23 protein-coding genes are annotated in these 25,944 nt (G+C 65.0%); 13 read left to right on the plus strand and 10 right to left on the minus strand.

All coding sequences use genetic code 11. From position 1 onward, the window contains the following. Nucleotides 1-31: 31 nt before the first annotated feature. The 4 genes from hflK (at nt 32) to JQ604_RS04820 (ending at nt 4,084) form a co-directional block, all read left to right on the plus strand. Nucleotides 32-1,171, plus strand: coding sequence for an FtsH protease activity modulator HflK (gene hflK / locus JQ604_RS04805; protein ID WP_212353709.1), 1,140 nt, complete (start codon nt 32-34; stop codon nt 1,169-1,171). Further along, nucleotides 1,168-2,067 carry a protease modulator HflC gene (hflC, locus tag JQ604_RS04810; protein ID WP_212353712.1) on the plus strand — a complete coding sequence of 300 codons (900 nt, stop codon included), beginning with the start codon at nt 1,168-1,170 and terminating at the stop codon, nt 2,065-2,067. Before hflK ends, hflC begins: the two co-directional genes overlap by 4 nt. Nucleotides 2,068-2,148: 81 nt before the next feature. Then, the gene (locus tag JQ604_RS04815) at nt 2,149-2,349 is read left to right on the plus strand and encodes a DUF2065 domain-containing protein (protein WP_212353715.1); all 201 of its coding nucleotides are present in this window, start codon (nt 2,149-2,151) and stop codon (nt 2,347-2,349) included. Nucleotides 2,350-2,566: 217 nt separating this feature from the next. Beyond that, the gene (locus JQ604_RS04820; protein ID WP_212353912.1) at nt 2,567-4,084 is read left to right on the plus strand and encodes a Do family serine endopeptidase; all 1,518 of its coding nucleotides are present in this window, start codon (nt 2,567-2,569) and stop codon (nt 4,082-4,084) included. A gap of 57 nt (nt 4,085-4,141) precedes the next feature. On the opposite strand, the gene plsY is transcribed toward JQ604_RS04820, so the two are convergent. The 9 genes from plsY to serB all read right to left on the minus strand — a co-directional run bounded on the left by plsY (nt 4,142) and on the right by serB (nt 14,142). Next, complete coding sequence (plsY, locus tag JQ604_RS04825; RefSeq protein WP_212353718.1) at nt 4,142-4,825, minus strand: glycerol-3-phosphate 1-O-acyltransferase PlsY; 684 nt, start codon at nt 4,823-4,825, stop codon at nt 4,142-4,144. Nucleotides 4,826-4,932: 107 nt separating this feature from the next. Continuing rightward, nucleotides 4,933-5,160 carry a hypothetical protein gene (locus JQ604_RS04830; RefSeq protein ID WP_212353721.1) on the minus strand — a complete coding sequence of 76 codons (228 nt, stop codon included), beginning with the start codon at nt 5,158-5,160 and terminating at the stop codon, nt 4,933-4,935. A 132-nt stretch (nt 5,161-5,292) separates the two neighbouring features. Continuing rightward, on the minus strand, nt 5,293-6,096 hold the full coding sequence (locus JQ604_RS04835) for a dienelactone hydrolase family protein (RefSeq protein WP_249157996.1): 804 nt from the start codon (nt 6,094-6,096) through the stop codon (nt 5,293-5,295). A 97-nt stretch (nt 6,097-6,193) separates the two neighbouring features. Beyond that, entirely contained in the window at nt 6,194-8,911 is a 2,718-nt protein-coding gene (locus tag JQ604_RS04840) for an AMP-binding protein (RefSeq protein ID WP_212353916.1), read from the minus strand. 315 nt (nt 8,912-9,226) lie between these two features. Continuing rightward, nucleotides 9,227-9,997, minus strand: coding sequence for an SDR family NAD(P)-dependent oxidoreductase (locus JQ604_RS04845; RefSeq protein WP_212353724.1), 771 nt, complete (start codon nt 9,995-9,997; stop codon nt 9,227-9,229). A gap of 11 nt (nt 9,998-10,008) precedes the next feature. Then, entirely contained in the window at nt 10,009-11,673 is a 1,665-nt protein-coding gene (locus JQ604_RS04850) for a thiamine pyrophosphate-binding protein (RefSeq protein ID WP_212353726.1), read from the minus strand. Nucleotides 11,674-11,823: 150 nt separating this feature from the next. Next, nucleotides 11,824-12,351, minus strand: a complete 528-nt coding sequence (locus JQ604_RS04855; protein WP_212353729.1) for a hypothetical protein — start codon at nt 12,349-12,351, stop codon at nt 11,824-11,826. A gap of 641 nt (nt 12,352-12,992) precedes the next feature. Next, nucleotides 12,993-13,232 (minus strand): DUF2442 domain-containing protein, encoded by a 240-nt coding sequence (locus tag JQ604_RS04860; RefSeq protein WP_249157997.1) that lies wholly within the window; start codon nt 13,230-13,232, stop codon nt 12,993-12,995. A gap of 4 nt (nt 13,233-13,236) precedes the next feature. Beyond that, complete coding sequence (gene serB / locus JQ604_RS04865; RefSeq protein ID WP_212353733.1) at nt 13,237-14,142, minus strand: phosphoserine phosphatase SerB; 906 nt, start codon at nt 14,140-14,142, stop codon at nt 13,237-13,239. On the opposite strand from serB, the gene miaA reads away from it, so the two are divergent. From miaA to ilvC, 8 genes are all read left to right on the plus strand, one after another. Continuing rightward, entirely contained in the window at nt 14,141-15,061 is a 921-nt protein-coding gene (gene miaA / locus JQ604_RS04870; protein ID WP_212353735.1) for a tRNA (adenosine(37)-N6)-dimethylallyltransferase MiaA, read from the plus strand. The genes serB and miaA overlap by 2 nt on opposite strands. A gap of 331 nt (nt 15,062-15,392) precedes the next feature. Continuing rightward, entirely contained in the window at nt 15,393-17,168 is a 1,776-nt protein-coding gene (locus JQ604_RS04875; protein ID WP_212353737.1) for an acetolactate synthase 3 large subunit, read from the plus strand. A gap of 207 nt (nt 17,169-17,375) precedes the next feature. Next, on the plus strand, nt 17,376-18,362 hold the full coding sequence (locus JQ604_RS04880; protein ID WP_212353739.1) for a threonine dehydratase: 987 nt from the start codon (nt 17,376-17,378) through the stop codon (nt 18,360-18,362). Nucleotides 18,363-18,386: 24 nt separating this feature from the next. Further along, the gene (ilvN, locus tag JQ604_RS04885) at nt 18,387-18,929 is read left to right on the plus strand and encodes an acetolactate synthase small subunit (protein ID WP_212353749.1); all 543 of its coding nucleotides are present in this window, start codon (nt 18,387-18,389) and stop codon (nt 18,927-18,929) included. Nucleotides 18,930-18,932: 3 nt separating this feature from the next. Then, the gene (locus JQ604_RS04890; RefSeq protein ID WP_212353751.1) at nt 18,933-19,628 is read left to right on the plus strand and encodes a class I SAM-dependent methyltransferase; all 696 of its coding nucleotides are present in this window, start codon (nt 18,933-18,935) and stop codon (nt 19,626-19,628) included. Nucleotides 19,629-19,664: 36 nt separating this feature from the next. Next, on the plus strand, nt 19,665-20,543 hold the full coding sequence (locus JQ604_RS04895) for an EamA family transporter (protein ID WP_212353753.1): 879 nt from the start codon (nt 19,665-19,667) through the stop codon (nt 20,541-20,543). A 7-nt stretch (nt 20,544-20,550) separates the two neighbouring features. Beyond that, entirely contained in the window at nt 20,551-21,153 is a 603-nt protein-coding gene (locus JQ604_RS04900) for a LysE family translocator (protein ID WP_212353756.1), read from the plus strand. Nucleotides 21,154-21,309: 156 nt separating this feature from the next. Beyond that, a complete protein-coding gene (ilvC, locus tag JQ604_RS04905; RefSeq protein WP_212353758.1) occupies nt 21,310-22,329 on the plus strand; it encodes a ketol-acid reductoisomerase in 1,020 nt (339 codons plus the stop codon). 157 nt (nt 22,330-22,486) lie between these two features. Here ilvC and JQ604_RS04910 read toward each other — a convergent pair whose 3' ends face one another. After that, on the minus strand, nt 22,487-22,735 hold the full coding sequence (locus tag JQ604_RS04910) for a PilZ domain-containing protein (protein WP_249157998.1): 249 nt from the start codon (nt 22,733-22,735) through the stop codon (nt 22,487-22,489). A 181-nt stretch (nt 22,736-22,916) separates the two neighbouring features. Here JQ604_RS04910 and JQ604_RS04915 point away from each other — a divergent pair, with 181 nt between their 5' ends. Next, entirely contained in the window at nt 22,917-25,940 is a 3,024-nt protein-coding gene (locus JQ604_RS04915; RefSeq protein WP_212353760.1) for a bifunctional diguanylate cyclase/phosphodiesterase, read from the plus strand. The last annotated feature ends 4 nt before the right edge of the window (nt 25,941-25,944 follow it).

Here is a 25,944-nt window from a genome sequence, read left to right on the forward strand (position 1 = left end):
CAGGTCCTAAGGCCTGCCGAGGAGATGTTTGATGCCGTGGAAGAATCAAGGCGGGGGCCCCTGGGGCTCGGGTCCGAAGGGACCATGGGGCTCGGGTCCGCAATCGGTCGGGCCGCGCCCGCCGGATCTTGAGGACCTTCTGCGCCGCGGCCAGGACCGGCTGCAGCAGATCCTGCCGGGCGGCCATTTCAGCGGCATGGGCATCGCGCTGGTGCTGGTCGGCGCGCTGGCGATCTGGGGCCTGTCCGGTTTCTTCCGCGTGCAGTCCGAAGAGCTCGGCGTCGTCCTGCGCTTCGGCAAGCATGTGCGCACCGTGCAGCCCGGCCTGAACTATCATCTGCCGTACCCGATCGAGACCGTGCAGCTGCCGAAGGCGCTGCGCGTCAACACGATCTCGATCGGCATGCAGCTGATCGACGATCCGGCCCGCCGCGGCCGCAGCATGCGCGACGTGCCCGAGGAAAGCCTGATGCTGACCGGCGACGAGAACATCGTCGACGTCGACTTCACGGTGCTGTGGCGCATCAAGCCCGACGGCGTCGGCAACTATCTCTTCAACATCCAGAACGCCGACGGCACCGTGAAGGCGGTGGCCGAAAGCGCGATGCGCGAGGTGATCGGCCGCTCCCAGATCCAGCCGATCCTGACCGGCGCGCGTAACGCGACCGAGCAGGGCGTGCAGGAACTGATTCAGAAGACGCTCGACAGCTACGGCGCCGGCATCCAGATCACCCAGGTGCAGATGCAGAAGGTCGATCCGCCGGCGCAGGTGATCGACTCCTTCCGCGACGTGCAGGCGGCGCGCGCCAACCTCGAGCAGTTGCAGAACGAGGCGCAGACCTACGCCAACAAGGTCGTTCCCGAGGCGCGCGGCCGCGCGGCGCAGATCACCCAGGCCGCCGAAGGCTACAAGGAGCAGGCGGTCGCCGAGGCCAAGGGCCAGAGCGCGCGCTTCCTCAAGGTCTATGACGAATACAAGAAGGCGCCCGACGTGACGCGGCAACGCATTTATCTGGAAACGATGGAGCGCGTGCTCGGCGGCTCCGAGAAGCTGGTCTATGACGGCGGTGCGGGCGGCCAGGGCGTGGTGCCCTATCTGCCGCTCAACGAGCTGACGCCGAAGCGTCCCAACGTGCCGGCCACCACCGGCCAGCAGGGAGGCACCCGATGAGGTCTCCCGTCACGGGCATCGTGTCCCTGATCATCCTGTTTGCCGCGATCATCGTCGCTTACAGTTCGGTCTTCACCGTGCAGCAGACCGAGCAGGCGCTGGTGGTGCGGTTCGGCAAGCCGGTCGACATCGCGACCGAGCCCGGCCTGCACTTCAAGGCGCCCTTCATCGATGCGGTGATCCCGATCGACAAGCGCATCCTGGATCTCGAAAATCCGTCGCAGGAAGTGATCGCCTCCGACCAGAAGCGTCTCGTCGTCGACGCCTTCGCGCGCTATCGCATCAAGGATGCGCTGCGTTTCTATACCAGCGTCGGCACGATCCAGGCCGCCAACGTGCAGCTCACCACGCTGCTCAACGCGGCGCTGCGCCGCGTGCTCGGCGAGGTCACCTTCATCACGGTGGTGCGCGACGAGCGCGAGCGCCTGATGGCGAAGATCCGCGAGCAGCTCGACAAGGAGGCCGACGGCTACGGCATTCAGGTCGTCGACGTCAGGATTCGGCGCGCCGATCTGCCGGAACAGAACAGCCAGGCCGTCTACGACCGGATGAAGACCGAGCGGCAGCGCGAGGCCGCGGAATTCCGTGCCCAGGGCGGCCAGAAGGCGCAGGAGATCCGCTCCAAGGCTGATCGCGAGGTCACCGTGATCGTTGCGGACGCGAATTCGGCGGCGGAGCAGATCCGCGGTGCCGGCGACGCCGAGCGCAACCGCCTGTTCGCCGAAGCCTATGGCAAGGATGCCGACTTCTTCGCCTTCTATCGCTCGATGACGGCCTATGAGAACGGCCTGAAGTCGAACGACACGCGTTACCTGTTGCGTCCGGACTCCGAATTCTTCAAATACTTCGGCAGTCCGAGCGGCAAGGCGCCTGAGGCCGTCGCGCCGAAGCCGTAAGAGAAGCCGTAAGATCAGACGGGCGACGCGTAACGGCGTCGCCCGGCCAAAATAAAAGAGTCTGGGGGAGGTTGCCATCCGATGAGGTCCATAGCGTTCGCCGACTTCCTCATCGGCCTGGGAATCCTGTTCGTGCTCGAAGGCCTGATGTTCGCGGCAAGCCCGGCCTGGATGCGGCGGGCGATGAAGAGCGCGCTGGCAACCCCCGACAACATCCTGCGTATCGTCGGCATCGGTTCGGCGGTCGCCGGTCTGATTCTGATCTGGTTCGTGCGCCGCTAGTTCCAGCGCGGAAAGCGTGGTGGATTCAACGTAATCGTGAGACTTTTCAGGCCGGTTTTTCGCCGAAATGCCCGGCCGAGATGCTTGCGCCATGGCCCCGTTCAGGCGCACTCTGTGCCAACTGATTTCTGCCCATTTTGCCTGGAGAGAAGCCGATATGACCGCTAGAGCGTTTTCAAGCGAAGTGGGCACCGGTTCGCGTCAAGAAAGCGCGTCAATACAAAGAGCCACACCAGCCCTGAGCCGTCGCCTGCGCCTGTTCGGGGCCGCGATCTCGATCGGTGCTGCGAGCATGTTTGCGTCCCTGCCGGCGTTTGCGCGCGGTCCTGAGGGCATTGCCGACACCGCCGAGAAGGTGATCGACGCGGTCGTCAACATCTCGACGTCGCAGACGGTCGAGGCCAAGGGCGGCGGCGGTGGTGGTGGCGGCGCGATGCCGCAATTGCCGCCGGGCTCGCCGTTCGAGGAGTTCTTCGACGACTTCTTCAAGAATCGTCGCGGTCCGGGCGGTGGCAAGGGCGGCGACAAGGGCAGCGATCTGCAGCCGCGCAAGACCAACTCGCTCGGCAGCGGCTTCATCATCGATACCGCCGGCATCGTCGTCACCAACAACCACGTCATTGCTGACGCCGACGAGATCAACGTCATCCTCAACGACGGCACCAAGATCAAGGCCGAGCTGGTCGGCGTCGACAAGAAGACCGACCTTGCAGTGCTGAAGTTCAAGCCGCCGCGCGAGCTCACCGCGGTGAAGTTCGGCGATTCCGACAAGCTCCGGCTCGGCGAATGGGTGATCGCGATCGGCAATCCCTTCAGCCTCGGCGGATCGGTCACGGCGGGCATCGTCTCGGCCAAGAACCGCGACATCAGCCAGGGGCCGTATGACAGCTACATCCAGACCGACGCCTCGATCAATCGCGGCAACTCGGGCGGTCCGCTGTTCAACCTCGACGGCGAAGTGGTCGGCGTCAACACGCTGATCATTTCACCGACCGGCGGTTCGATCGGCCTCGGCTTCGCGGTGCCGTCGAAGACGGTCGCCGGCGTCGTCGACCAGCTGCAGAAGTTCGGTGAGCTGCGCCGCGGCTGGCTCGGTGTCCGGATCCAGCAGGTCACCGACGAGATCGCCGAGAGCCTCAACATCAAGCCGGCGCGCGGCGCGCTGGTCGCCGGCGTCGACGACAAGGGCCCGGCGAAGCCGGCCGGCATCGAGCCCGGCGACGTCGTGGTCAAGTTCGACGGCAAGGACGTCAAGGATCCCAAGGATCTGTCGCGCATCGTCGCCGACACCGCGGTCGGCAAGGAAGTCGACGTCACCGTGATCCGCAAGGGCAATGAGGAGACCAAGCGCGTCACGCTCGGCCGCCTCGAGGACAATGAGAAGGTCCAGCAGGCCAACGCCAAGCCGAACGATCCGCCGGCCGAGAAGCTGGTCACGCAGAAGGCGCTCGGTCTCGACCTCGCGGCGCTCAGCAAGGATCTGCGCACCAAATACAAGATCAAGGACAGCGTGAAGGGCGTCATCGTCACCGGTGTCGACAACGGCTCCGACGCCGCCGAGAAGCGGTTGTCGGCCGGCGACGTCATCGTCGAGGTCGCGCAGGAGGCGGTCTCCTCCGGCGCCGACATCAAGAAGCGCGTCGATCAGCTCAAGAAGGACGGCAAGAAGTCGGTGCTCTTGCTGGTCTCCAACGGCGAGGGCGAGCTGCGCTTCGTGGCGCTGAGCGTGCAGTAGGCGCGCCGGTCCGAATGTCATGGAAAAGGCCACCCAGCGGGTGGCCTTTTTGTTTCCTCATGTTTGCGGACTACTTCGACCGAGCCGCGGCTCCGTCCCCGCGAGCAGCCGTTGAATGTTGGCGCGATGGCGGAGGATCACGTAGAGGCCGCCTGCGATCACCAGCAATCGATACGACAACGGCTGCTCGAAGCCGCAGACCAGCGCGATCGCCGTCAACGCCGCGAGGATCGAGGCCAGGGAAACCATCCGGCCGATCGCCAGCACGACGCCGAACGCCGCCGCGACACCCAGCCCTGTCGGCCACGACATCGCCAGCAGCACGCCGAGCCCGGCCGCCGCGGATTTGCCGCCCGTGAAGTTCAACCAGATCGAGCGGCCATGCCCCAGCAGCGCGGCAATTCCGGCGAGGCAGACCGCCCAGGGCACCCAGGTCTGCAGGTCAGACGCTGTCGGCGGCGCGGGCGATAATGCGGCATAGAGCCAGGGACAGAACCAGCGCGCCACGAGGATGGCAGCCCCGCCTTTCAGCACGTCGACGAGGAGCACCACCAGCGCCGGCCATTTGCCAAGCGTCCGCAACACATTCGTCGCGCCGGTGGATCTGGAGCCATGCTCCCTGATGTCGATGCCCCTGAGGAGCTTGCCCGCCAGATAGCCCGTGGGGATCGAGCCGAGGAGATAGGCGATCACCAATCCAGCCGCGCCCGCAATCCAGAAGGCCGCCGTCCCGAAGGTCATGGGGGTCTATCCTCGCAACCCGTATGTTGTCGCCGACCTTGCTTGATCGCTATCGCGCCGAGCGTGCAGCGACGTCGGCTTTGGACTGACCCGCAGGAGACGCGGGCTCAGCCGCAAATTTCGACATTTCCGCCGGTCGGCACCGGGCCTCCCTTGATGCCGAGCCGGTATTCCAGGTGGCATCCTTTCCGAATTTGCCGACAGCCTCTGCTATCGCAAACCATCTGCCCCTTCGAAGCGGATGCCGACATATCCGATGACGCTGCATTTGCCACGATCGGCTGGCTCTGAGCTGCGATCAAAAGGAATGCACCGATTGCAAGACGCTTGATCATGATCTCCCCCTTTGAGCGCCATGGACAATCAATAGTTGAAAATATTTCCAGTCAATCCTCGGTCGCCCAGCGGGTAACGCGAAGATCACGCGCCACGGATGAAAAAGGCCACCTTGCGGGTGGCCTTTTTGCTTACTGCTTCAGGTTCGCCGCGAACAGCTTGGCGGCTTCTGCCTTGGCTTCCTGATCCGCCTTCGCGTTGTAGGCGAGCGGCAGGTTGAACTTCTTGCCGGCTTCGGTGGCTTCGGGGTTGGTGAAGGCGTGCACTGCGCCGGGATACTCGACGATCCGGTAATCGGCCTTGGCGGCATCGAAGTCCTTCTTCAGCGCATCGTACTGCTCGCGCTTGACGAACGGGTCGTCCGCGCCGTTCAGGATCAGGATCTTCGCCTTGACGGTTCCAGGTGCCGGCGCGGGCGTGTTGAGACCGAGCGAGGCGTGGAAGCCCGCAACGGCGGCGAGATCGGCCCCGGTGCGCGCCATGTTCAGCACCACGGCGCCGCCGAAGCAGTAGCCGACCGCGCCGATCTTCTGCGGATTGACCGAGGCCTGCTTTGCGAGCTTCTCGCGCGCGGCGTTGAAGCGCTGCTCCATCACCTTCGGGCTCTTCATCACGCCGCCCGACAGCGCGCCGGCGTCCTTCGGGTTGTCGGCGGTCTTGGCGTCGCCATACATGTCGGCAATGAAGGCCGTGTAGCCCTGCTCGGCGAACTTCTTCGCCTCGTTATGGATATGCGGGGTGATGCCCCACCATTCGTGCACCATCACGATGCCGGGCCGCTTGGCCTGGATCGCGTCGTCGTAGACCACGAAGCCCTTCATCGTGGTCTCGCCGTCGGTGTAGGTGACCGGCTCTTCCTTGACCGCCGCGTGTGCGCTCGCGATCATGGCGATGGCGCAAAGTGCTCCCACGATGTTCGTTGTTGTCGTTCGCATGCTGACCTCCTGCGGGTTTGGCACGGCGCCACATTGGCATGCCAGCAATTCCCGCGCTAGGCGTCCCAGGAAGTCTGCGCGATATCCGATTGCACCGTCAGCGGCGAAGCCGTCGCGATGTCCGGCTCAAGCTTCGCCTCTCTTCGGTCCGCCGATTTGTTTCCCGTGAGAAAGAAATCGGCGACGCGGGCGGTTCGACGGCCGCGGGGGCGCTGTCAGCCAAGGCGTCGATTCGTTGCCGCAGATGGTCAACCATGCATTCCGCGCCGATTGTCAGGCAGCCATGGTGTCCCCAGGGAAGCTGGACGACGTCCAGTTGAGAGCTGAGGCGCCGCCATCCATGACCCTCATGTTCGGCCGCGTAGAAAACCACGGGGACCTCGAGCGGCGCAGGAAAATAGCGCGACATCAGGATTGAGTAAGGGTCCCACATCGGCTGCGGAATCTCGCCGGCCATCACAATCGGCGCGCTGGTCGCATGCTTGGACTCCCGCTCCCACTGCGCCATTCGTTCAAACACCGCGCGCAGGAAGTAGGGCGAAGTCACCGGTTTCAGGAGACGGACGATCGTCCTGGTCAGCGGACGGGCGTTGACGGTCGGCGGGTCCACCATCGCAACCAGACCGACCTCGTGTCCGGCGGCCATGAGCTGGCGGGCGGTTTCGAACGCGACCATGGCCCCGTTGCATTTGCCGCCGAGAAGGAAGGGGCCGCTGGCCTGCCGTTCCAGGATGAACGAGAGGCGATCGGCGGCCATTTCCTCGATCGATGGCGGGATCGGCTCTCCACGGAGCCCGTGTGGATTGATGGAGATGATCGGGTAATCGGGACCGAGAAGCTCGACCATCCGCCGCACGCTCGCGTGGCCGCTGATCAGGCTTCCATTGAAGAAGTACAGGGGAGGCCGATGGCCGCCGGCGTGAAGCTGGAGGAACGGCGTCGGCGTCGCCTGCACGTCGATGTGGGTGTCGATCTTCTCGACGAGTTGCCGGATGGTTTCCGCGCCGAACAGGATCGTCTCCGGCACGGCGTGGCCGACGAGCTGTTCGAGCTCGATCAGCATCTCCATGGCGAGCAGCGAGTCACCTCCGCTTACAAAGAAATCATCGTCGACCGTCACGGCTTCGGACTTGAGCAGCCTCCGCCACAGCGTCAGCAGTTCGCCTTCCAGGTCCAGCGGGCTCTTGCGCACGACAGGCGCGGCCGTCCCCTGGCGATCCGGCGATCCGTCGAACGATTCGCGCAGTCGCCGGCGTTGAACTTTTCCCGTCACGCCCTTTGGCAACTGGTCGAGCATCACGATGCGCCGCGGAATCTTGAAGGATGCCAACTGACGCTGCAGGAACTCCCGAATCTCCCGAGGCGTCGTCTGCGCGCCGGGACGGACAATGACCGCGGCCGCGACGTCCTCGCCAAGACGTGGATGCGAGATTGCAAAGGCGGCAGCCTCGGCGACGGCCGGATGGCGCAGCAGCGCGGCTTCGATCTCCGCGGGGGCAATCTTGTCGCCGCCGCGATTGATCAATTCGCTGAGGCGACCATGCAGCGTGAGAAAACCCTCTTCGTCGAGGCTGCCGATATCGCCGGTGCGGAACCAGCCGTCGACGAACGCCGCTTGATTGAGTTCCGGCGCATCGAGATAGCCGGAGAACACGGTCGGGCCACGAATCCAGATTTCACCGCGCTCGCCGGCCGACAACAGGTGCCTGTCCTCACCGACGATGGCCAGGGTCCCGGGCCAGGCCTGGCCGCAGGTTCCTGGCTTGCACGGGCCGGGCGGCGGCAAATTGGTGACGATCTGCGCGGCTTCGCTGGATCCGTAATGTTCCAGCACGGGCACGCCCAAAATGCGCTGCAGACCATCCTGGACGGCGTTCGGCAACGGCGCGCCGCCCGATACGACGAACCGCAAGGTGTGCGCCGCCTGCGCATCCTCGAGACTTTCGGCCTTGTCCAGCACGGCGGCGTGGAGCGCGGGCCCCGCCGAATACCAGGTCGGCCGAAGCACATCGAACCACTCGTCCAGCGCCACGATGGTGTTGCTCGCCGGCACGGCAATGCTGCCGCCGGTCAGGAGCGGCGTGAAGATCGTGACTTTGAGCCCATGGGAATAAAATGGGGGCGATACGCTGAGGCAGCGGTCCTGGGGCGTGAGGCCGAACCAGCCCTGAACACGGGCGGACGCCGCCAGCATGTTGCCGTGGCTGAACGGAATGAGCTTCGGCTGCGCGGTTGTGCCTGACGTCTGCAGGATGAAGGCGGGCGAGTCGGGATCAGGTTCAGCGTCGATCGCAGCGGAGGCCGCGGTGCGCATGGCGGCGTTGAATCCAAGCTGGCCGGGTCCGACCGGAACGGCCTCGATGACGGCGATCCCGCGCCGCTCGGCGGCTTGCAAGACTTCGGAATCGCTGCCGTGCGGGACGAGAAGCGCGTTCAGGCCCAGCAGGTCAAGGCGCTGATTGATCTCCGCCGGAGACAGCCGCGGATCAAGCGGAACCGCGACGCTGCAGCAGGCGACGGCCACGATGGCGAGAACCGCCTCCGGACCATACGGCATCAGCACCCCGATCCGGGCGTTGCAATCGAACCCGCCTACACGCAGTTGCGCACGGACGTTGTCCAAATGGCGCTGAAGACCGCCATAGGTCAGCGGCGCAAACGTCGTTGAGACGATCGCAGGCTGGTTCGGGAACCGGCTCGCCGTCCGACCAATGACCTGGCCCAGCGTGAATTGTGCGTGGAACTCTGCACCCCGGGAGGCGGGTGAGATTGTGTTGGCGCCAAGCGACTCAGCGATTTCTGGGAGCAAATTCATCACGGATAGCCCCTGTCGGCCGTGTCGTTGGACAAGGCCAAGTGCGATCGCTGGTCGCGACATTAGGCGCGCCTCCCTCCAAATCGGGCAATCGGAACTGGTGGGTACCTCGGAATTGCAGGGAATATTCGCTTTATGTTGTTGCCACCTTTGCAACCGGACGTGGAACCCGGTCTCCGCAGAACGCGCACTTTGGCGCGGTGAGATCGCAACAATGATGTCTGACCAAACACTTGGCTGTCGTCTGTCTTCAAGGCTGCGGTCAGCGGACTTGCCGATGCAGCCGCCTTTCGGAGACTGCCTTTGCTCCCGGTCTCAGGCCGCGCTGTATCCGCCATCGACCACGTGCGATGCGCCGGTCATGAAGGAGGCCTTGTCCGAGCACATCCAGACCACGGCCTCCGCGATTTCCTCGGGCACGCCGAGGCGACGGACCGGAACCTTGGCGATGATCTCGTCGTAGCGTTCGTCCATCGTTTCCCTGGTCATCGGCGTCTTGATGTAGCCGGGATTGACGCAGTTCACGCGGATGCCGTCCTGCGCATACTCGATCGCTGCACTCTTGGTCAGACCGACGACGCCGTGCTTGGTCGCGACATAGTGGGCTGAGGTGGCGAGGCCGATCAGGCCAGCAATCGAGGCGGTGTTGACGATCGCGCCGCCGCCGCCCTGCTTCAGCATCTCGGCGATCTCGTATTTCAGGCACAGGAACACGCCCATCAGATTCACCGAGAACATTTTCGCGACGCTTGCCTGCGTGAGCTCATGGGTGCGTTGGCCGGGCGGGCCGACAGAGCGGCCGGCGATGCCGGCATTGTTGAACGCGCAGTCGATGCGTCCGAACGCCGACACCGTGCGCGCCACCATGTTGGTGACGTCAGCCTCGTCAGTGACGTCGCCCTGGATCGCGATCGACTGCCCGCCGGCGGCGTTGATGAGCGCGACCGTCTCGTCGATGCCGTCCTTTGACAGATCCGACACCGCGACGCGCGCGCCTTCGCGTGCCATGGCGATCGCCGTGGCCCGGCCGATGCCGGAGCCGCCGCCCGTCACCAACGCGGCCTTGCCGTCCAGGATACCTGTCATGAGAATTCCCTTTACCGCTTGCCTTCGATTGCGATCTCGACGAGATACGGCCGCCCCGTCGCGACCGCCTTTGCAATGGCACCGGCGATGTCACTTGCCTTCTCGATCCTGACGCCCTCGACGCCCATGCCGGCCGCGAGATGCACGAAGTCGAGCGCGGGGCCGGTGATATCCATGTTCTGGTAGGGATGCTGGGTGCCGGCTTCGAAATTCTGCCGCCAGACATCCACATTGTGCTTGAGGATGCGGTACTCGTGATTGGCCAGCACCACGAACACGATGGCAAGCTTGTGGTGCGCCGCCGTCCAAAGCGCAGGAATCGCATACATCGCCGAGCCGTCGCCGGAGATCGCGACGACCGGGCGGTTGGGCATCGCGACCTTGACGCCGATCGCGCCGGCCAGGCCCTGGCCGATGCCGCCGCCGCGGCCGCCGAAATAATCGCCGAAGCCGCGATAGTCGAAGGCGCGCGCGAGATCGAGGCTCGCGGTGATGCTCTCGTCGACGATGACGACATTGTCGGGCAGGCCGCGACGCAACTCCGCGGTGACACGCGGCATCGAACTCGGCTCCCGGTTCCAGCTCTTTTCGACGCGCGCGCGATAGGCGTCTTTTTCCTTCGCCTGCAAGTCGGCAAGCGCCGCATTGCGGTTCTGCGCAGCCTGCTTGAAGTCGGCACTCGCCTTGGCGCGCAACTCATCCGTCAAGGCACCGATGCTGATGGCGATGTCTCCGACGACGCCGGCATCGAGCCGGTTGTTGAGCGCGAGCCGCTCGGCCGAAGCCTCGATCTGCAGCAAGGCCGCGCCATCAGGGATGTGGCCGCCGTGCGCAAACCAGATGTCTTCGAAGAAGGGCCCGCCGATCAGCAACACCAGATCGGCCTCACCGAGCGCCTTGCGCACCTGGCGAGCGTCGCCGGGCAGCGATTGCCGATAGCTCGGATGGCTGGTCGGGAACGATGCGTGATGCCGTAGCCCCTCGAACCACACGGTGGCACCGAGCGCTTCGACGAGCGTCACCAGCGCCTGCTCGCCGCCCGACCGCGCCACGTCGTCGCCGGCGATGATGGCCGGATTTGTCGCCTTCAGCAGCAGCGCGGCTAGCGCGTCGATGCCCGCCGGGTCCGGCCGCGTCGATCGCCACACCCTGTCCGGCGTCGCTGCCTCGACCGCGGTCTCCTGTTCCAGGACGTCGATCGGCAGCGACACGAACACCGGCCCCTGCGGCGCATCGGTCGCCACCTTGAACGCGCGCCGCATGATCGGCGCGATCTCGTCGGCGCGCTCGATCTGCACGCTCCACTTCGTCACCGGGGCCGCCATCGCCACGAGGTCATGGCCGAGCAGCGGATTGTTCAGCCGCATCCGGGTGTCCTGCTGGCCGGCCGTCACCACCACAGGCGAGTCCGCCTTCAGCGCGCCGTAGAGCGACCCGATGCCGTTGCCGAGGCCGGGCGCGACGTGCAGATTGGCCACCGTGACGCGCCCCGAGGCCTGCGCGTAGAAGCTCGCGGCGCTGACCGCGACGCCTTCATGCAGCGCCATGATGTACTGAAGTTGCGGAAACGCCGGCAGGCTGTCGAGCAGCGGCGTCTCCGTCGTGCCGGGATTGCCGAAGATATGACGCACGCCGTGCGACACGAAGGATTCCATCAGCACACGACGCCCGCGCATTCGCTTCCTCTCGATTGGCTCTTGTTTTGCGCATCATCGACCGGGGAGCGGCCCATGGCAACCGCGCGAGGCTGTCAGCGTCGCGCGGCCGGATGCGTGTTTCGCATGGCTTTGGAGTTGCTTGGCGGATGGCTTTGTGAAGCCGAGGGCTTATTGCCGCGACAGCGTGGCGCCGTATGCCCAAATGCTGTCTTCGGTACCATTCTTGAAACGCTTCATGACACGTTGGACAGGCCACAAGACTGTTCCGTCATTGAGGCGAACGGCAATGTTGATTTCTGCTTGAGGGTCGCTGTCATTGCCCTGCCACTCGCCGCCATTCTGACGGCGGATGACTTCTCCAACGTAAGCACCAAGTGCAAACAGCCGTGCGCCTAATTCTTGTGACAGAAGTCCTCCCGGCCTGGGCAGTCCGTTCGACACCTGCTCCTCGAAGAACCTGTCAACGTGTTTGAGGCTTTCCAGGGTGAAATCCGCTCTGTAGCCCGACTGCGTGAGTGCCATCGAGATTTGCTCGGCCAACGCGATAGCATCGTTCACGATTTTTGGTCGACTGATCATGTTGGTAGCCGCACCCTGAGCTTCGGGTGGTTGCTGTTCAGCACCGAAGGCGGGCACAGCTTCTGCGATGAGAGCAATTGTCCCCGCAAACTTCAAGGCGGCCCAAATAGTTCGCATCGTCGCACTCTGAGGCAAACAGCATTCGCTGGCAACCGAATGGCTGTGTCCGGGCGCGGAACTAGATCCTAGGAGCGGACATTATTGCCCTTCAACGCGAAATACGATACGAAATTCGTAACTTCTAATACGACGAATTTTTCTTGACTGCATACCCAAATCAGTCCTATAATCCGCGCCGTCCCGCCCGATGAGAGGGGCGTGCGCACGTCACGAACGCGCGGTGGGATGCGGTGGACGCAGCATGCGCGACTGACGAGGGCGCGTGAGGCGGACGGTGAAATCGTGTGGGCCTGCCGCCCCGATGCTGGTGGCAAGTCCGCGAACAGGCTAACGCCTGTCGCTGACGATGGTGACACAAAAGCAGAGTCTCACCAGGGCGAGCACGTATAAGCCGTAAACCATCGCGCAGGGGAAGCCGGAATGCCTCCGCTGCCCTGTATGCTCGTGCGCGCACTCTTTTGTGCACATTGCGTACGAGACCTCGGGTGCAGCGTGCACCCGGCTTTCCCTGCGCCCTCTTTCCAGCGAGGGCGAGGTTCAGATCATAGCTTCGGGCGCACTGCGCCGCGAGATCGCGAAGTCGTGTTCGATAACAATAATCATATCCCGGCGCATGGTGCCGAGCAGTTCGCAGGTCATTAGGTCGCCGGACGGCCCTGCAGCATCCCGGCGATACCGAGGTCCTCGTCGATCTCCGGCCAATGGATGCCCATCGCCATCAGCTCGAAATGGCCGCGGGCGGCAGGACTGGCGTCGCGCAACCGCGGGTACCAGGCGAGTGGCGTTGCGATCCGGCGTCCGTCCGCAAGCGTCACCACGAGCTCGGTGTTGGTGAAGGCAACTGAGACCGGCCGGATGTTACCGACGTCAATTTCCAAATTGCTACCCCTCCACGAACTCGTCCCGCCGATACCCCTGCGCATACAGCAGCGCGGTGAGATCGCCATGGTCGATCCGCGCGGCGGCAGCGGCCGCAACCGCGGGCTTGGCGTGATAGGCGACGCCCAGTCCGGCGGCCTCGATCATGCCGAGGTCGTTGGCGCCGTCGCCGGTCACCAGCGTGTCGATGTCGTCGAGATCGAACGACTCGGTGAGCTCAATCAGTGTGGCGAGCTTGGTGGCGCGGCCGACGATCGGTTCGGCGACTTCGCCTGTCAGCTTGCTGTTTTCGACGATCAACTGGTTGGCGCGGTTCTCCTGGAAGCCGATCATCGCGGCCACCGCGCCCGTGAACAGCGTGAAGCCGCCCGAGATCAGGCAGGTATAGGCGCCGTGCTTGCGCATGGTCATGACCAGCTGCCGGCCGCCCGGCGTCGGCGTGATGCGCTTCTGCAGCACTTCGTCGATCACACCGACCGGCATGTCCTTCAACAGCGCGACGCGCTCGCGCAGTGCCGGCTCGAACTCGATCTCGCCGCGCATGGCGCGTTCGGTGATCCCCGCGACGTGGGCCTTGAGGCCGGCGAAATCGGCGAGCTCGTCGATGCACTCCTGGCCGATCATGGTGGAGTCCATGTCGGCGAGAAAAAGCTTCTTGCGTCGCGTTGCGATCGGTTGCACGACGATGTCGATCGGCAGGTCACCGCGCGCCGCGCGCAGGCGGGCCTCGATCGCCTTGACGTCGTCGCGGCCGGCGTTCGGGCTTTCGAAGGGAATGTCGACCGCGACCTCGTTGAACAGCCATTGCGCGTGGCCGGGCGAGGGCAGGATGGCAAGCGCGCCGTCGACGATGGTGGTGTCGAGGGCGGGGGTAGCGGGGTTGCAGATCAGCGTGGCGACGAGGGACATGCAGGCGAATTCGGACCGGTTGCGAGAGGCCGTGCTTATCGCAGGGCCGACCGCCAGCGGCAAGTCGGCGCTGGCGCTCGAACTGGCGCAGAAGCGCAATGGCGTCGTCATCAACACCGATTCCATGCAGGTCTATCGGGATCTGCGCATCATCACGGCGCGGCCGACGGTGAGCGAGGAGGCGCTGGCGCGGCACCGGCTCTATGGCCACATCGACGCGGCTGTGAATTTCTCGGCCGGTGCCTGGGTGGCCGATGCGGCAAAGGTGCTGGCGGAGGCGCGTGCCGAGGGCCGGCTGCCGATCTTCATCGGCGGCTCCGGCCTCTATTTCAACGCGCTGACGCGGGGCCTGTCGGCGGTGCCGCAGACCCCGCCCGCGATCCGCGAGGCGGTGCGGGCGCGGCTGGAGCGCGACGGTGTCGAGGCGCTGCATGCGGAACTGGCGCAGCGCGATCCGCCTTATGCAGAACGGCTGAAGGTACGCGACCGCACCCGCATCGCCCGTGCGCTGGAGGTAATCGAGGCGACCGGCCGGTCCCTGACCGACTGGCACCGCGAGGGCCTGCCGCCGCTGCTGCCGCCGGGACAATTCTCCGCACTGTTCCTCGCCCCCAACCGCGACCAACTCTACGCCCGGATCGATGCGCGGTTCGGCGTGATGCTGGCCTCCGGGGCGCTGGACGAGGTCGCTGCGTTGGCCGCGCGAGGGCTCGATCCGCTGCTGCCGGCCATGAAGGCCCACGGCGTACCGGCCCTGATCCGGCACATCAGGGGCGACATCAGCCGCGAGGAGGCCGCCGAAATCGGCCGCGCCGACACCCGCCACTACGCCAAGCGCCAGTTCACCTGGTTCCGCCACCAGCTCCCGGACTTCGAATGGGTCGCCCCGGAGGCGGCGCGGGGCTGGCTGGGCCTGTAGGCCGTAGCCCTGCCATGCGCGCCGTGCCGCGCAAAAAGGCTCGCCGAACCGCCGGAACCCCGTTACACTCCAAATATCGCGCAACCTGCGGCTATGCCTTGACAATCGGGCTTTGGTCGCTATGTTCGCGCAACCTTTGGGAAGTTCGAGCCGCGCCATGCGCAATATTATTGCCAAACTTATTATCGTCGTCGTAGCCAGGCGCACCGCCGGGGATGGCTAGCGGCCATCCACATTCGGGCGGTGTGCATGGGGCCTCTGGGGCCCTTTTTTATTTCCCGAAGCAGAACACAACGAAAGCCGCGCAAAACAGCGCATCCGGAGCGAGATCATGAGCGACAAGAGCCACGACCCCAATCAGATGACCGGCGCCGCGATGATCGTGCGCGCGCTCATCGATCATGGCGTCCAGCACCTCTTCGGCTACCCCGGCGGTGCCGTGCTTCCGATCTATGACGAGATCTTCCAGCAGAGCGAGGTCGAGCACATCCTGGTCCGCCACGAGCAGGGCGCCGGCCACGCCGCCGAAGGCTATGCCCGCTCGACCGGCAAGCCGGGCGTCGTGCTGGTGACCTCTGGTCCCGGCGCTACCAACATGGTGACGCCGCTGGCGGACGCGCTGATGGATTCGATCCCGCTGGTCTGCATCACCGGACAAGTTCCTACTCATTTGATCGGCAACGACGCGTTCCAGGAATGCGACACGGTCGGCATCACGCGGCCCTGCACCAAGCACAATTGGCTGGTGCGCGACGTCAACGATCTCGCCAAGGTGCTGCACGAGGCGTTCTACGTCGCGACCTCCGGCCGCCCCGGCCCGGTCGTGGTCGACGTGCCGAAGGACGTGCAGTTCGCCACCGGCACCTATCATCCGCCGCGCAAGTCCGACGTCCACGTGTCCTACACGCCGCGCGTGAAGGGCGATGCGGCGCAGATCCGCAAGGCGGTGGCGATGCTCGCGAGTGCCAAGCGGCCGGTGATCTATTCCGGCGGCGGCGTGATCAATTCCGGTCCCGAGGCGTCGAAACTGCTGCGCGAGCTGGTCGAGGTCACCGGCTTTCCGATCACCTCGACCCTGATGGGGCTCGGCGCCTATCCGGCCACCGGCAAGAACTGGCTCGGCATGCTCGGCATGCACGGCACCTACGAAGCCAACATGACCATGCATGATTGCGACGTCATGCTGTGCGTCGGCGCACGCTTCGACGACCGCATCACCGGCCGCACCGATGCGTTCTCGCCGGGCTCGAAGAAGATCCACATCGACATCGATCCGTCCTCGATCAACAAGAACATCCGCGTCGACGTGCCGATCATCGGCGATTGCGGCAACGTGCTCGGCGACCTCCTGCAGGTGTTCAAGGCGGAGACGAAGAAGCCGGATATCAAGGCGTGGTGGCAGCAGATCGCGCAATGGCGTGCGCGCAACTCGCTGTCCTACCGCAAGAACAACGATATCATCCTGCCGCAATACGCCATCCAGCGCCTGTTCGAGCTGACGCGCGGCAAGGACACCTACATCACGACCGAGGTCGGCCAGCACCAGATGTGGGCCGCGCAGTTCTTCGGCTTCGAGGAGCCGCATCGCTGGATGACCTCGGGCGGTCTCGGCACCATGGGCTACGGCCTGCCGGCCGCGCTCGGCGTCCAGGTCGCGCACCCGGACAGCCTCGTCATCGACATCGCCGGCGATGCCTCGGTGCAGATGACGATGCAGGAGATGTCGACGGCCGTGCAGTACGAGCTGCCGATCAAGATCTTCATCCTGAACAACCAGTACATGGGCATGGTGCGGCAGTGGCAGCAACTGCTGCACGGCAACCGCCTGTCGCATTCCTATTCGGAAGCATTGCCCGACTTCGTCAAGCTCGCGGACGCCTATGGTGCCGTCGGCATCCAGGCGATCAAGCCCGGCGATCTCGACGGCGCGATCAAGGAGATGATCAAGGTCAGGAAGCCGGTGCTGTTCGATTGCCGCGTCGCCGCGCTGGAAAACTGCTTCCCGATGATCCCGTCGGGCAAGGCGCACAACGAGATGCTGCTGCCGGAAGAGGCGAATGACGAGGCCACGGCCACCGCTTTCGCCGGCGGCAAGGCGCTGGTGTGATGATGCTGAATCCGCGACAAGCGCTCTTCCTTCGCCTCGCCCCGCTTGCGGGGAGAGGCCGGATTGCGCGCGAGCGCAATCCGGGTGAGGGGGAGTCTCCGCGAGTCCGTCGCTCACCGTCCTCGCGGAGGCTCCCCCTCACCCTAACCCTCTCCCCGCAAGCGGGGCGAGGGGACCGCGCGAACGCGTGGATGGAGCTTGCATCCGATGTTTGACCTCAACGAGCTCGAGCGCGCACACAGAATCGTCGGCACTGAGGTGCCGCCGACGCCGGCGCATGCCTGGCCGCTGCTGGCCGAGCGGCTCGGCACGCATGTCGTGGTCAAGCATGAGAACCACACGCCGATCGGCGCCTTCAAGGTGCGCGGCGGGCTGGTCTATCTGGAGAAGTTGAAGCGCGAGCGTCCCGACGTCCCCGGCATCATCTCGGCGACGCGGGGCAATCACGGCCAGAGCCTCGCCTTCGCCGCCAGCCGTCACGGCGTGCCCGCGGTGATCTACGTGCCGCGCGGCAACTCGGTCGAGAAGAACCGCGCGATGGCCGCATTCGGCGCCGAGCTGGTCGAGCACGGTGACGACTTCCAGGCCGCGCGCGAGGAGGCCGAGCGTCGTGCGCAGTTCACCGGTCTGCACATGGTGCCGTCGTTCCATCCCGATCTCGTGCTCGGCGTTGCGACCTACGCGCTCGAGCTGTTTCGATCAACGCCCGATCTTGACGTGCTTTATGTGCCGATCGGGCAGGGCTCCGGCATCTGTGGCTGCATCATGGCGCGCGATCTGCTGGGCCTGAAGACCGAGATCGTCGGCGTGCAGTCGAGCGAAGCGCCGTCCTACGCACTGTCGTTCGCGGCCGGCAGGATCGTCACCACCGAGACCAGCAACACGAACGCCGATGGTATGGCGACGCGCATTCCCGATGCGGATGCGTTTGCGCTGATCCGTGAACGTGCCGCACGCATCGTGCAGGTCACCGATGACGAGGTCGGCGCCGCGATCCGCGCCTATTGGACCGACACCCACAACCTCGCTGAAGGCGCCGGCGCTGCGGCGCTCGCGGCCGCGCTGCAGGACAAGCCAAAGCTCGCCGGCAAGCGGGTCGGGCTGATCCTGAGCGGCGGCAATATCGATTTCGATCTGTTCCGCACATGGGTCGGAACGGACACCGCGCGAGCCGCCCAGGCGGCGGTGGCGTGATGAGACGAATGTAAGGGGACGACAATGAACCAGCCCGCATCGGCCTATTTCCTGGAAGAACGTCACGATCCGAACGAGACGCACACGCTGTCCGTGCTCGTGCAGAACGAGCCCGGCGTGCTCGCGCGCGTCATCGGCCTGTTCTCCGGCCGCGGCTACAACATCGACAGTCTCACGGTGTCGGAGACCGAGAGCCAGAAGCACCTCTCGCGCATCACCATCGTCACCACGGGCACGCCGATGGTGATCCAGCAGATCAAGCATCAGCTCGACCGCATGGTGCCGGTCTATCGCGTCGTCGACATGACCTTGACCGGACGCTCGATCGAGCGGGAGCTCGCGATGGTGAAGGTGAAGGGCGGCGGCGAGCACCGCGTCGAGGCGCTGCGGCTGGCCGATGCATTCCGCGCCCGGGTGATCGACGCCACCACCGAGAGCTTCGTGTTCGAGATCACGGGCAATACGTCGAAGATCAACCAATTCATCGACCTGATGCGCCCGCTGGGGCTGGTCGAGGTGTCACGAACCGGGGTGGCCGCGATCACGCGTGGGCCGGAAGGGATGTGAGTCATGTTGGCGCGCGACTGGTACTACACGCAACGACGGCGGATGGGCCTCGATACCGCGGTCGCCTCGATCTATGACCGCCACGATGACAGCGACGCCCGCGCCCGTCAGGCGCTGACCATGCTCGGCGTCAAGCCGGGCTGGCGTGTCGCCGATATCGGTTGCGGCAACGGCGTGCTCGCCACCGAAGCCGCGCTGATGGGGGCCGAGGTCGACGCCATCGACATCTCGCCGGCGATGCTCGGCCTCGCCGACATTTACGCCCGCGACCGCAAGGCCCGCATCCGCACCCAGCCGGCCGGGCTGCTGTCGTTCGCCTACCAGCCGAATTCATACGACCTGATCGTCAGCGAGTTCACGCTGCACCATCTGCCCGACTTCTGGAAGGCGGTGGCGATGTCGCGGATCTTCAACGCGCTGAAGCCCGGCGCCAACTTCTATCTGCGCGACATGGTGTTCGTCAGCATGCCCGACGGCGTCGATCGCGACGTCGAGGGCTGGGCCGATTTCTCGATCAAGAACCACGATTTCGAGCGCGACAGCGTGATGACCCACATGCGCGACGAATACTCGACCTTCGGCTGGGTGATGGAGCGGATGCTGACCGAGGTCGGTTTCACGCTGGTCTCGGCCGACTATCATGCGCCGCTGCACGGCACCTATCTGCTGCGCAAGCCGACGCCGGACCAGCAGAGCTAGGCCAGAACAAGAGCAACAACGAAAGAAGCCAGGACGATGAAGCCGGCCGACGTTGGTATTGCCGTGATGGTCGCGGTGATCTGGGGACTTGCGTTCGTGGCAAGCCGGATCGCGCTCGACGAACTGCCGCCGGAACTGATGACCGCGATGCGCTTCGGCATTGCCGCGATCCCGTGCCTCGTCGTGCGCAAGCCGAAGCAGGTGTCGTGGGGCTTGCTGATCGCCATCAGCTTCACGCTGTTCCTCGGCCAGTTCCTGGCGCAGTCGATTGCCATCGCCCATGGCGTGCCGGTCGGGCTCACCAGCGTCATCGTGCAGAGCCAGGCGCTGTTCACGATCGGCCTCGCTGCGTTGGTATTCGCTGAGGTGCCGTCGCGGATGCAGGCGATCGGCATCGCGATCTCGGCGATCGGGCTTTTGATGATCTGCGGCACTGTCGGCTACGATTTCTCCGTCACGGCGTTCGCGATCCTGATGATCTCACCGATCTCGTTTGCGGTCGGCAATTTGCTGCTGCGCCCGGCGCAGGGCGCGCGGATGTTCGACCTGTTCGCCTGGCTGTGCCTGTGCGCGGCGATCCCGCTGTTCGCGCTCTCCTTCGTCACGATCGGCGCGCAGCCGATGTGGCAGGCGCTGACGCATATGTCGGTGCCCGTCATCATCTCGCTGATCGTGATCGGCGCGATCTCGACCAGCATCGCCTACTGGCTGTGGGGCCGGCTGCTGCGGGATTATCCGGCGGCGCAGGTGGTGCCGTTCGCGCTGCTGGTGCCGTTCGTGGGGTCGGCGGCATCCAGCGTCGTGTTCGGCGAGCGGTTCGGACCCTTGAGGCTCGCCGGCATGATCACCGTGATCGGCGGCATCGCCGTGATGCTGTTGTCGAAGCGCCCGCAAGCGCTGCCGAAGACCGCGTGAGGAGACGATGACCACCTCGCTCTTCTATGCCTTCCTCGCCTTCATGGTGGTGATGTACTTCACCCCCGGGCCGAACAACATCATGCTGCTGGCGTCGGGCCTGACCTATGGCTTCCGGCGCACCATCCCGCACATCGCCGGCATCGTCATCGGCTTTGCCTTCATGGTCGCCGCGGTCGGGCTCGGACTGGGGACCGTGTTCCTGGCCTATCCGATCCTGCAGACCATCCTGAAATATGCCGGCGCGGCCTACCTGATCTATCTTGCGGCCGTGATCGCCATGTCCGGCCCGACCAAGCCCGGCGAGGACAAGGCCGGCGGCCCGATGACCTTCTGGGGCGCGGCCATGTTCCAGTGGATCAATGCCAAGGGCTGGGTGATCGTGATCGGCACCATCACCGCCTATGCCGCGATTGCCCAGTTTCCGGTCAACATTGCGATCCAGACCGTGATCAGCCTGCTGGTCGGCACCGTGTCGACCGTGGTCTGGGCCCTGTTCGGCACGGCGCTGCGGCCGGTCCTGACCTCGGAGCGGCTGGTCCGGGGCTTCAACATCCTGATGGCCATCCTGCTTTTGGCCTCCCTCTACCCCGTCTTCATGGACGCATGAATGCCGCACCGCGCCATGCGAGAACGGGGTTTCCCCTGAGGAGAAAAAGCTCTAGACAACGCCGGAAATTCGCGGGCGCCCGGCGGTTTTGATCCATCCGAAAGCCTGATCCATCGGCCGATTTCGGCCTCCCTTTTTTGAAACGAGGAAACCACGATGCGAGTTTACTACGATCGCGATGCCGACCTGAACCTGATCAAGGGAAAGAAGGTCGCCATCGTCGGCTATGGCAGCCAGGGCCACGCCCACGCGCTCAACCTGAAGGATTCCGGCGTCAAGGACGTCGCCATTGCGCTGCGCAAGGGCTCGGCCTCGGCCAAGAAGGCCGAAGCTGCCGGCTTCAAGGTGCTCGAAGTCGCCGAGGCCGCCAAATGGGCCGACCTCGTGATGATGCTGACCCCGGACGAGCTGCAGGGCGACATCTACCGCGAGCACCTGCACGACAACATGAAGAAGGGCGCGGCGCTCGTGTTCGCCCACGGCCTCAACGTCCACTTCAACCTGCTCGATCCGCGCGCCGACCTCGACGTGCTGATGATCGCGCCGAAGGGCCCCGGCCACACCGTGCGCTCGGAGTATCAGCGCGGCGGCGGCGTGCCCTGCCTGATCGCGATCGCCAAGGACGTCTCGGGCAACGCCCATGACCTCGGCCTGTCCTACGCTTCCGCGATCGGCGGCGGCCGCGCCGGCATCATCGAGACCACCTTCAAGGAAGAGTGCGAGACCGACCTGTTCGGCGAGCAGGTCGTGCTCTGCGGCGGCCTGGTCGAGCTGATCAAGGGCGGCTACGAGACGCTGGTCGAAGCCGGCTACGCGCCGGAGATGGCCTATTTCGAGTGCCTGCACGAAGTGAAGCTGATCGTCGACCTGATCTATGAAGGCGGCATCGCCAACATGAACTACTCGATCTCCAACACCGCGGAGTACGGCGAGTACGTCACCGGCCCGCGCATCGTGACCGCGGAGACCAAGGCCGAGATGAAGCGCGTTCTGGCCGACATCCAGGGCGGCAAGTTCGCCCGCGACTGGATGCTGGAGAACAAGGTCAACCAGACCTCGTTCAAGGCAACCCGCGCCAAGCTCGCCCAGCACCCGATCGAGGAAGTCGGCGCGAAGCTGCGCGACATGATGCCGTGGATCAAGAAGGGCGCGCTGGTCGACAAGTCCAAGAACTAGGGCTTGATCCACGCTTGAGGTGGCGAGATCGCGCAAGCGCGATCTCGATGATCAAGAACGGCGCGCTGGTCAAGAGCAAGAACTAAGGTCTGCTCGCGACATCAGATTCGAGTCGAACGACATCGCCTCTCTCCGCTCCGCGGGGAGAGGCTTTTTCTTAATCGAAGGTCAGGCCGAGCCGTAACGCCCTGCGCCAGGCGACATGACAGGGCATGTGCAGCCCATCGCCGGGCACCACCAACGTGAAATGGTCGGGGATGCCCGTCTGGTTCTCGACCTCGATCGCCGCGCCTGATGGCGAGAGGTTGCGGATCGTGCAATCGATCGCGGCGCCGCCGAACTCGATGGTGCCGCCCTTCAAGACGCGATGCCGGGCGTTGCGTCGTTTCTCCACTGTCATCGTCATGGCACGGGGTCCCGTGTGAGCTTGATTAGCCTCAACTTGCGCCGCGAAAGTTAACGCAACTTTACCTTTGTCGGCTGTGGAGCTACGGAACCGCACCCTGCAGTTCCCGATCACGGCATTGCGCACCAAATTTTAAGCTGCCCGCGTCAATTTTACCGCCACATTGAGGGCGGAACGCGTGATGCAGGGACTTACTCGCTGGTTGGCCCGGTCCCCGGGATCGCCGATTGCCGTGCTCGGCATCGTGCTGTCGCTCTCGACCATCGTGCTGTTCGTCACCGATCTCGAGGTTCGCTACCTCGAGCGGATCGCGAGCGCCAAGACCGATGCCAAGAGCTTTGCCAGGATCCTGGCCGAGCATACCGAGCTCACCTTCGACGATGTCGACCGTGTCCTGTTCGAGGCCCAGGCGATCCGCACCAGGAGCCTGTCGGCCGGCAGCGCCGGTCTTGCGACGGCCAACGTCGCACTGCGACAGCTGCAGAGCAGCTCGTCGGTTCTGGTCGCAATCGGATGGACCGACGCGAGCGGCAATCTGATCGCACATTCCTATCCGCGGACGCCGCCGCTCACCAACATCGCCGACCGCGAGCACTTCATCGCGCAGCGCAACGCAACCGACGACCGGCTGTTCGTCTCGCCGCCGTATCGTTCCGTCGCGACCAACAAATGGTACAGCGCCGCGACCCGCCGGCTGAGCAATCCCGACGGCAGCTTTGCCGGTGTCGTCTCCGCGGCGATCGACCAGACTTACTTCACCAAGATCTACCGCTCGATCAATCTCGGCAAGAGCGGCTCGGTCGTGCTGCTGCACCGCGAGGGACGCATCCTGGCGCGTCAGCCCGAGATCCGCGAGGCGATCGGCAAGTCGTTCGCCGACGCGCCGCTGCTGACGGAATATCTGCCGAAGTCCGAGAGCGGCACGTTCGAGACCGTCAGCGTCGTCGACGGCGTGGAGCGCATCGCCGGCTATCAGGCCGTCGACGGCATGCCGCTGGTGCTGATCGTCACCTATGCGCGGGCCGAGGTGCTGGCGCCGTGGTACCGCCATCTCTACACCTACGGCCTGCTCGTCCTCACCATCGTCTCATTCATCCTGTTCGGCACCTATCTGCTGGTGCGGCAGACCAACAGGCTCGCGGCGCAGAGCCGGGCCCTCCAGCGCACCAACACCCGCTTCGACGTCGCCATCAGCAACATGAATCAGGGCCTCTGCCTGTTCGATGCCGACAAGAATCTGGTGATCTCGAACGGCCGCTATCAGGAGATGTACAGCCTGCCGGACCGGCTGGTGCGGCCGGGCACGCCGTTGCAGGACATTCTGCAATTCTACAAGGATCGCGGCGAGAGCAGCACGCTGACCGTCGATCAGCACGTCCAGCTGATGCCGACGCAGCGCGAGCAGAATTTCGAGCTGGCCGACCGCCGCGAGATCTTCATCCAGCGCAAGGCCTTGCCCGACGGCGGCTGGGTTGCGACCCACGAGGACATCACCGAGCAGAAGCGCGCCGAACGTCTGATCGCCGAGAAGGCCATCGAGCTCGAGGCCATGAACGTGCGCTTCGATGCCGCGCTCAGCAATATGTCGCATGGGCTGGCGCTGTTCGACGCTGACCAGAAGGTCGTGGTCGCGAATGCGCGTTATGCCGAGATGTATCAGCTGAGCCCGGACCAGGTCCGGCGCGGCACGCTGCTTGCGCAAATCCTCGACTATCGCCGCAACGCCGGCACGCATTTCATCGATGTGACGCCGGAGACCTATCTGGCGCACAACATCAGGGATGCGAAGGAGGTGCGGGAGTGCGCCGACGGTCGCATCATCGCGATCGCCCGCGCCATGATGCCGGACGGCGGCTGGCTGACCACGCATGAGGACATCACCGAGCGGGCGCGCAACGAGAAGCGGATCGTGTTCCTCGCCCAGCACGACCAGCTGACCGGCCTCGCCAATCGCGCAGTGTTCTCCGACAAGCTCGCCGAGGCGTCGCGCCGGCTGCAGCGGCACGGTTCGACCTTCACCGTGCTGATGCTCGACCTCGACAAATTCAAGGCCGTCAACGACACGCTCGGCCACCAGGCCGGCGACCAGCTGCTAGTCGAGGTTGCGCAGCGGCTGACCTCGTCGCTGCGCGACACCGACGTGCTGGCGCGGCTCGGCGGCGACGAATTCGCGATCATCCAGGAGAACGAGAAAGACCAGCGCGAAGGCGCGATCGGACTTGCGCGCCGCATCATCGGCCTGATCGAGCAGCCCTTCGTCCTCAACGGTCACCGCGTCCACGTCGGCACCAGCATCGGCATCGCGTTCGCGCCGGAGCACGCCACCGAGCCCGAGGTCCTGCTGCACGACGCCGACGTGGCGCTCTATGCGGCGAAATCCGGCGGCCGCAACGATTACCGGATCTACCGGGCGGAATTCGCCGAAGCCGCCGACCAGCAGAAGTCGCTCGAGGCCGAGCTGCGGGACGCCATCGCCCATGGCGAGTTCGAGCTGCGCTACCAGCCCTTCGTCGACGCCCGATCACGCGCGGTGCGCGGCGCGGAGGCGTTCGTTCGCTGGCAGCATCCGACCAAGGGGCTGCTCGCGCCCGATCAGTTCCTGCCGCTTGCGGAATCGACCGGCCTGATCCTGCCACTCGGCGCCTGGATCCTGCGCGAGGCTTGCCGGCGTGCGGCGGCGTGGCCGGCGCCGCTGCGCGTTGCCGTCAACGTCTCGGCGGCGCAGTTCGATGCCGGCAATCTGTTCGAGGTGGTGCTGGGCGTGCTGACCGAAACCGGGCTGTCGCCCGATCGGCTCGAGCTCGAGATTCCCGACGGCGCGCTGCTGCATGGCGATCAGGACGCTTATCTGCGGATCGTTCGGCTCTTGAAGAATGCCGGCATCACCATCGTGCTCGATAGCTGCGGCTATTCGGCCGCAAGCTCGCTGACCGGTCTCCCCTTCGACAAGATCAAGATCGACAAGCCGATCGTCCAGGGCATGGCGAGCCGCCGCGACTGTGCTGCCGTGGTGTCGTCGATCCGCGCGCTGGCGCAAGGCCTCGATATCGTGACCGCGGCAAAGGGCGTCGAAAGCGCCGATCAGTATGAGGCGCTGCTCGCCGCCGGGGTCGACGTGGTGCAGGGCTATCTGTTCGGACAGCCCGTCCCGCACGACACGCTCGACTTCGGCACGCGCCAGGTCCGGACCAGGAACGTCGCGTGACGTT

Source organism: Bradyrhizobium jicamae (assembly GCF_018130695.1).
Taxonomy (GTDB): Bacteria; Pseudomonadota; Alphaproteobacteria; order Rhizobiales; family Xanthobacteraceae; genus Bradyrhizobium; species Bradyrhizobium jicamae_B.

Excerpts from the sequence above, each read along its gene's own strand:
- hflK (WP_212353709.1), top strand. The coding sequence starts at position 32 with ATGCCGTGGAAGAATCAAGGCGGGGGCCCCTGGGGCTCGGGTCCGAAG.
- hflC (WP_212353712.1), top strand. The coding sequence starts at position 1,168 with ATGAGGTCTCCCGTCACGGGCATCGTGTCCCTGATCATCCTGTTTGCC.
- JQ604_RS04815 (WP_212353715.1), top strand. The coding sequence starts at position 2,149 with ATGAGGTCCATAGCGTTCGCCGACTTCCTCATCGGCCTGGGAATCCTG.
- plsY (WP_212353718.1), bottom strand. The coding sequence starts at position 4,825 with ATGACCTTCGGGACGGCGGCCTTCTGGATTGCGGGCGCGGCTGGATTG.
- JQ604_RS04830 (WP_212353721.1), bottom strand. The coding sequence starts at position 5,160 with ATGATCAAGCGTCTTGCAATCGGTGCATTCCTTTTGATCGCAGCTCAG.
- JQ604_RS04835 (WP_249157996.1), bottom strand. The coding sequence starts at position 6,096 with ATGCGAACGACAACAACGAACATCGTGGGAGCACTTTGCGCCATCGCC.
- JQ604_RS04840 (WP_212353916.1), bottom strand. The coding sequence starts at position 8,911 with ATGAATTTGCTCCCAGAAATCGCTGAGTCGCTTGGCGCCAACACAATC.
- JQ604_RS04845 (WP_212353724.1), bottom strand. The coding sequence starts at position 9,997 with ATGACAGGTATCCTGGACGGCAAGGCCGCGTTGGTGACGGGCGGCGGC.
- JQ604_RS04850 (WP_212353726.1), bottom strand. The coding sequence starts at position 11,673 with ATGCGCGGGCGTCGTGTGCTGATGGAATCCTTCGTGTCGCACGGCGTG.
- JQ604_RS04855 (WP_212353729.1), bottom strand. The coding sequence starts at position 12,351 with ATGCGAACTATTTGGGCCGCCTTGAAGTTTGCGGGGACAATTGCTCTC.
- miaA (WP_212353735.1), top strand. The coding sequence starts at position 14,141 with ATGCAGGCGAATTCGGACCGGTTGCGAGAGGCCGTGCTTATCGCAGGG.
- serB (WP_212353733.1), bottom strand. The coding sequence starts at position 14,142 with ATGTCCCTCGTCGCCACGCTGATCTGCAACCCCGCTACCCCCGCCCTC.
- JQ604_RS04875 (WP_212353737.1), top strand. The coding sequence starts at position 15,393 with ATGAGCGACAAGAGCCACGACCCCAATCAGATGACCGGCGCCGCGATG.
- JQ604_RS04880 (WP_212353739.1), top strand. The coding sequence starts at position 17,376 with ATGTTTGACCTCAACGAGCTCGAGCGCGCACACAGAATCGTCGGCACT.
- ilvN (WP_212353749.1), top strand. The coding sequence starts at position 18,387 with ATGAACCAGCCCGCATCGGCCTATTTCCTGGAAGAACGTCACGATCCG.
- JQ604_RS04890 (WP_212353751.1), top strand. The coding sequence starts at position 18,933 with ATGTTGGCGCGCGACTGGTACTACACGCAACGACGGCGGATGGGCCTC.
- JQ604_RS04895 (WP_212353753.1), top strand. The coding sequence starts at position 19,665 with ATGAAGCCGGCCGACGTTGGTATTGCCGTGATGGTCGCGGTGATCTGG.
- JQ604_RS04900 (WP_212353756.1), top strand. The coding sequence starts at position 20,551 with ATGACCACCTCGCTCTTCTATGCCTTCCTCGCCTTCATGGTGGTGATG.
- ilvC (WP_212353758.1), top strand. The coding sequence starts at position 21,310 with ATGCGAGTTTACTACGATCGCGATGCCGACCTGAACCTGATCAAGGGA.
- JQ604_RS04910 (WP_249157998.1), bottom strand. The coding sequence starts at position 22,735 with ATGACGATGACAGTGGAGAAACGACGCAACGCCCGGCATCGCGTCTTG.
- JQ604_RS04915 (WP_212353760.1), top strand. The coding sequence starts at position 22,917 with ATGCAGGGACTTACTCGCTGGTTGGCCCGGTCCCCGGGATCGCCGATT.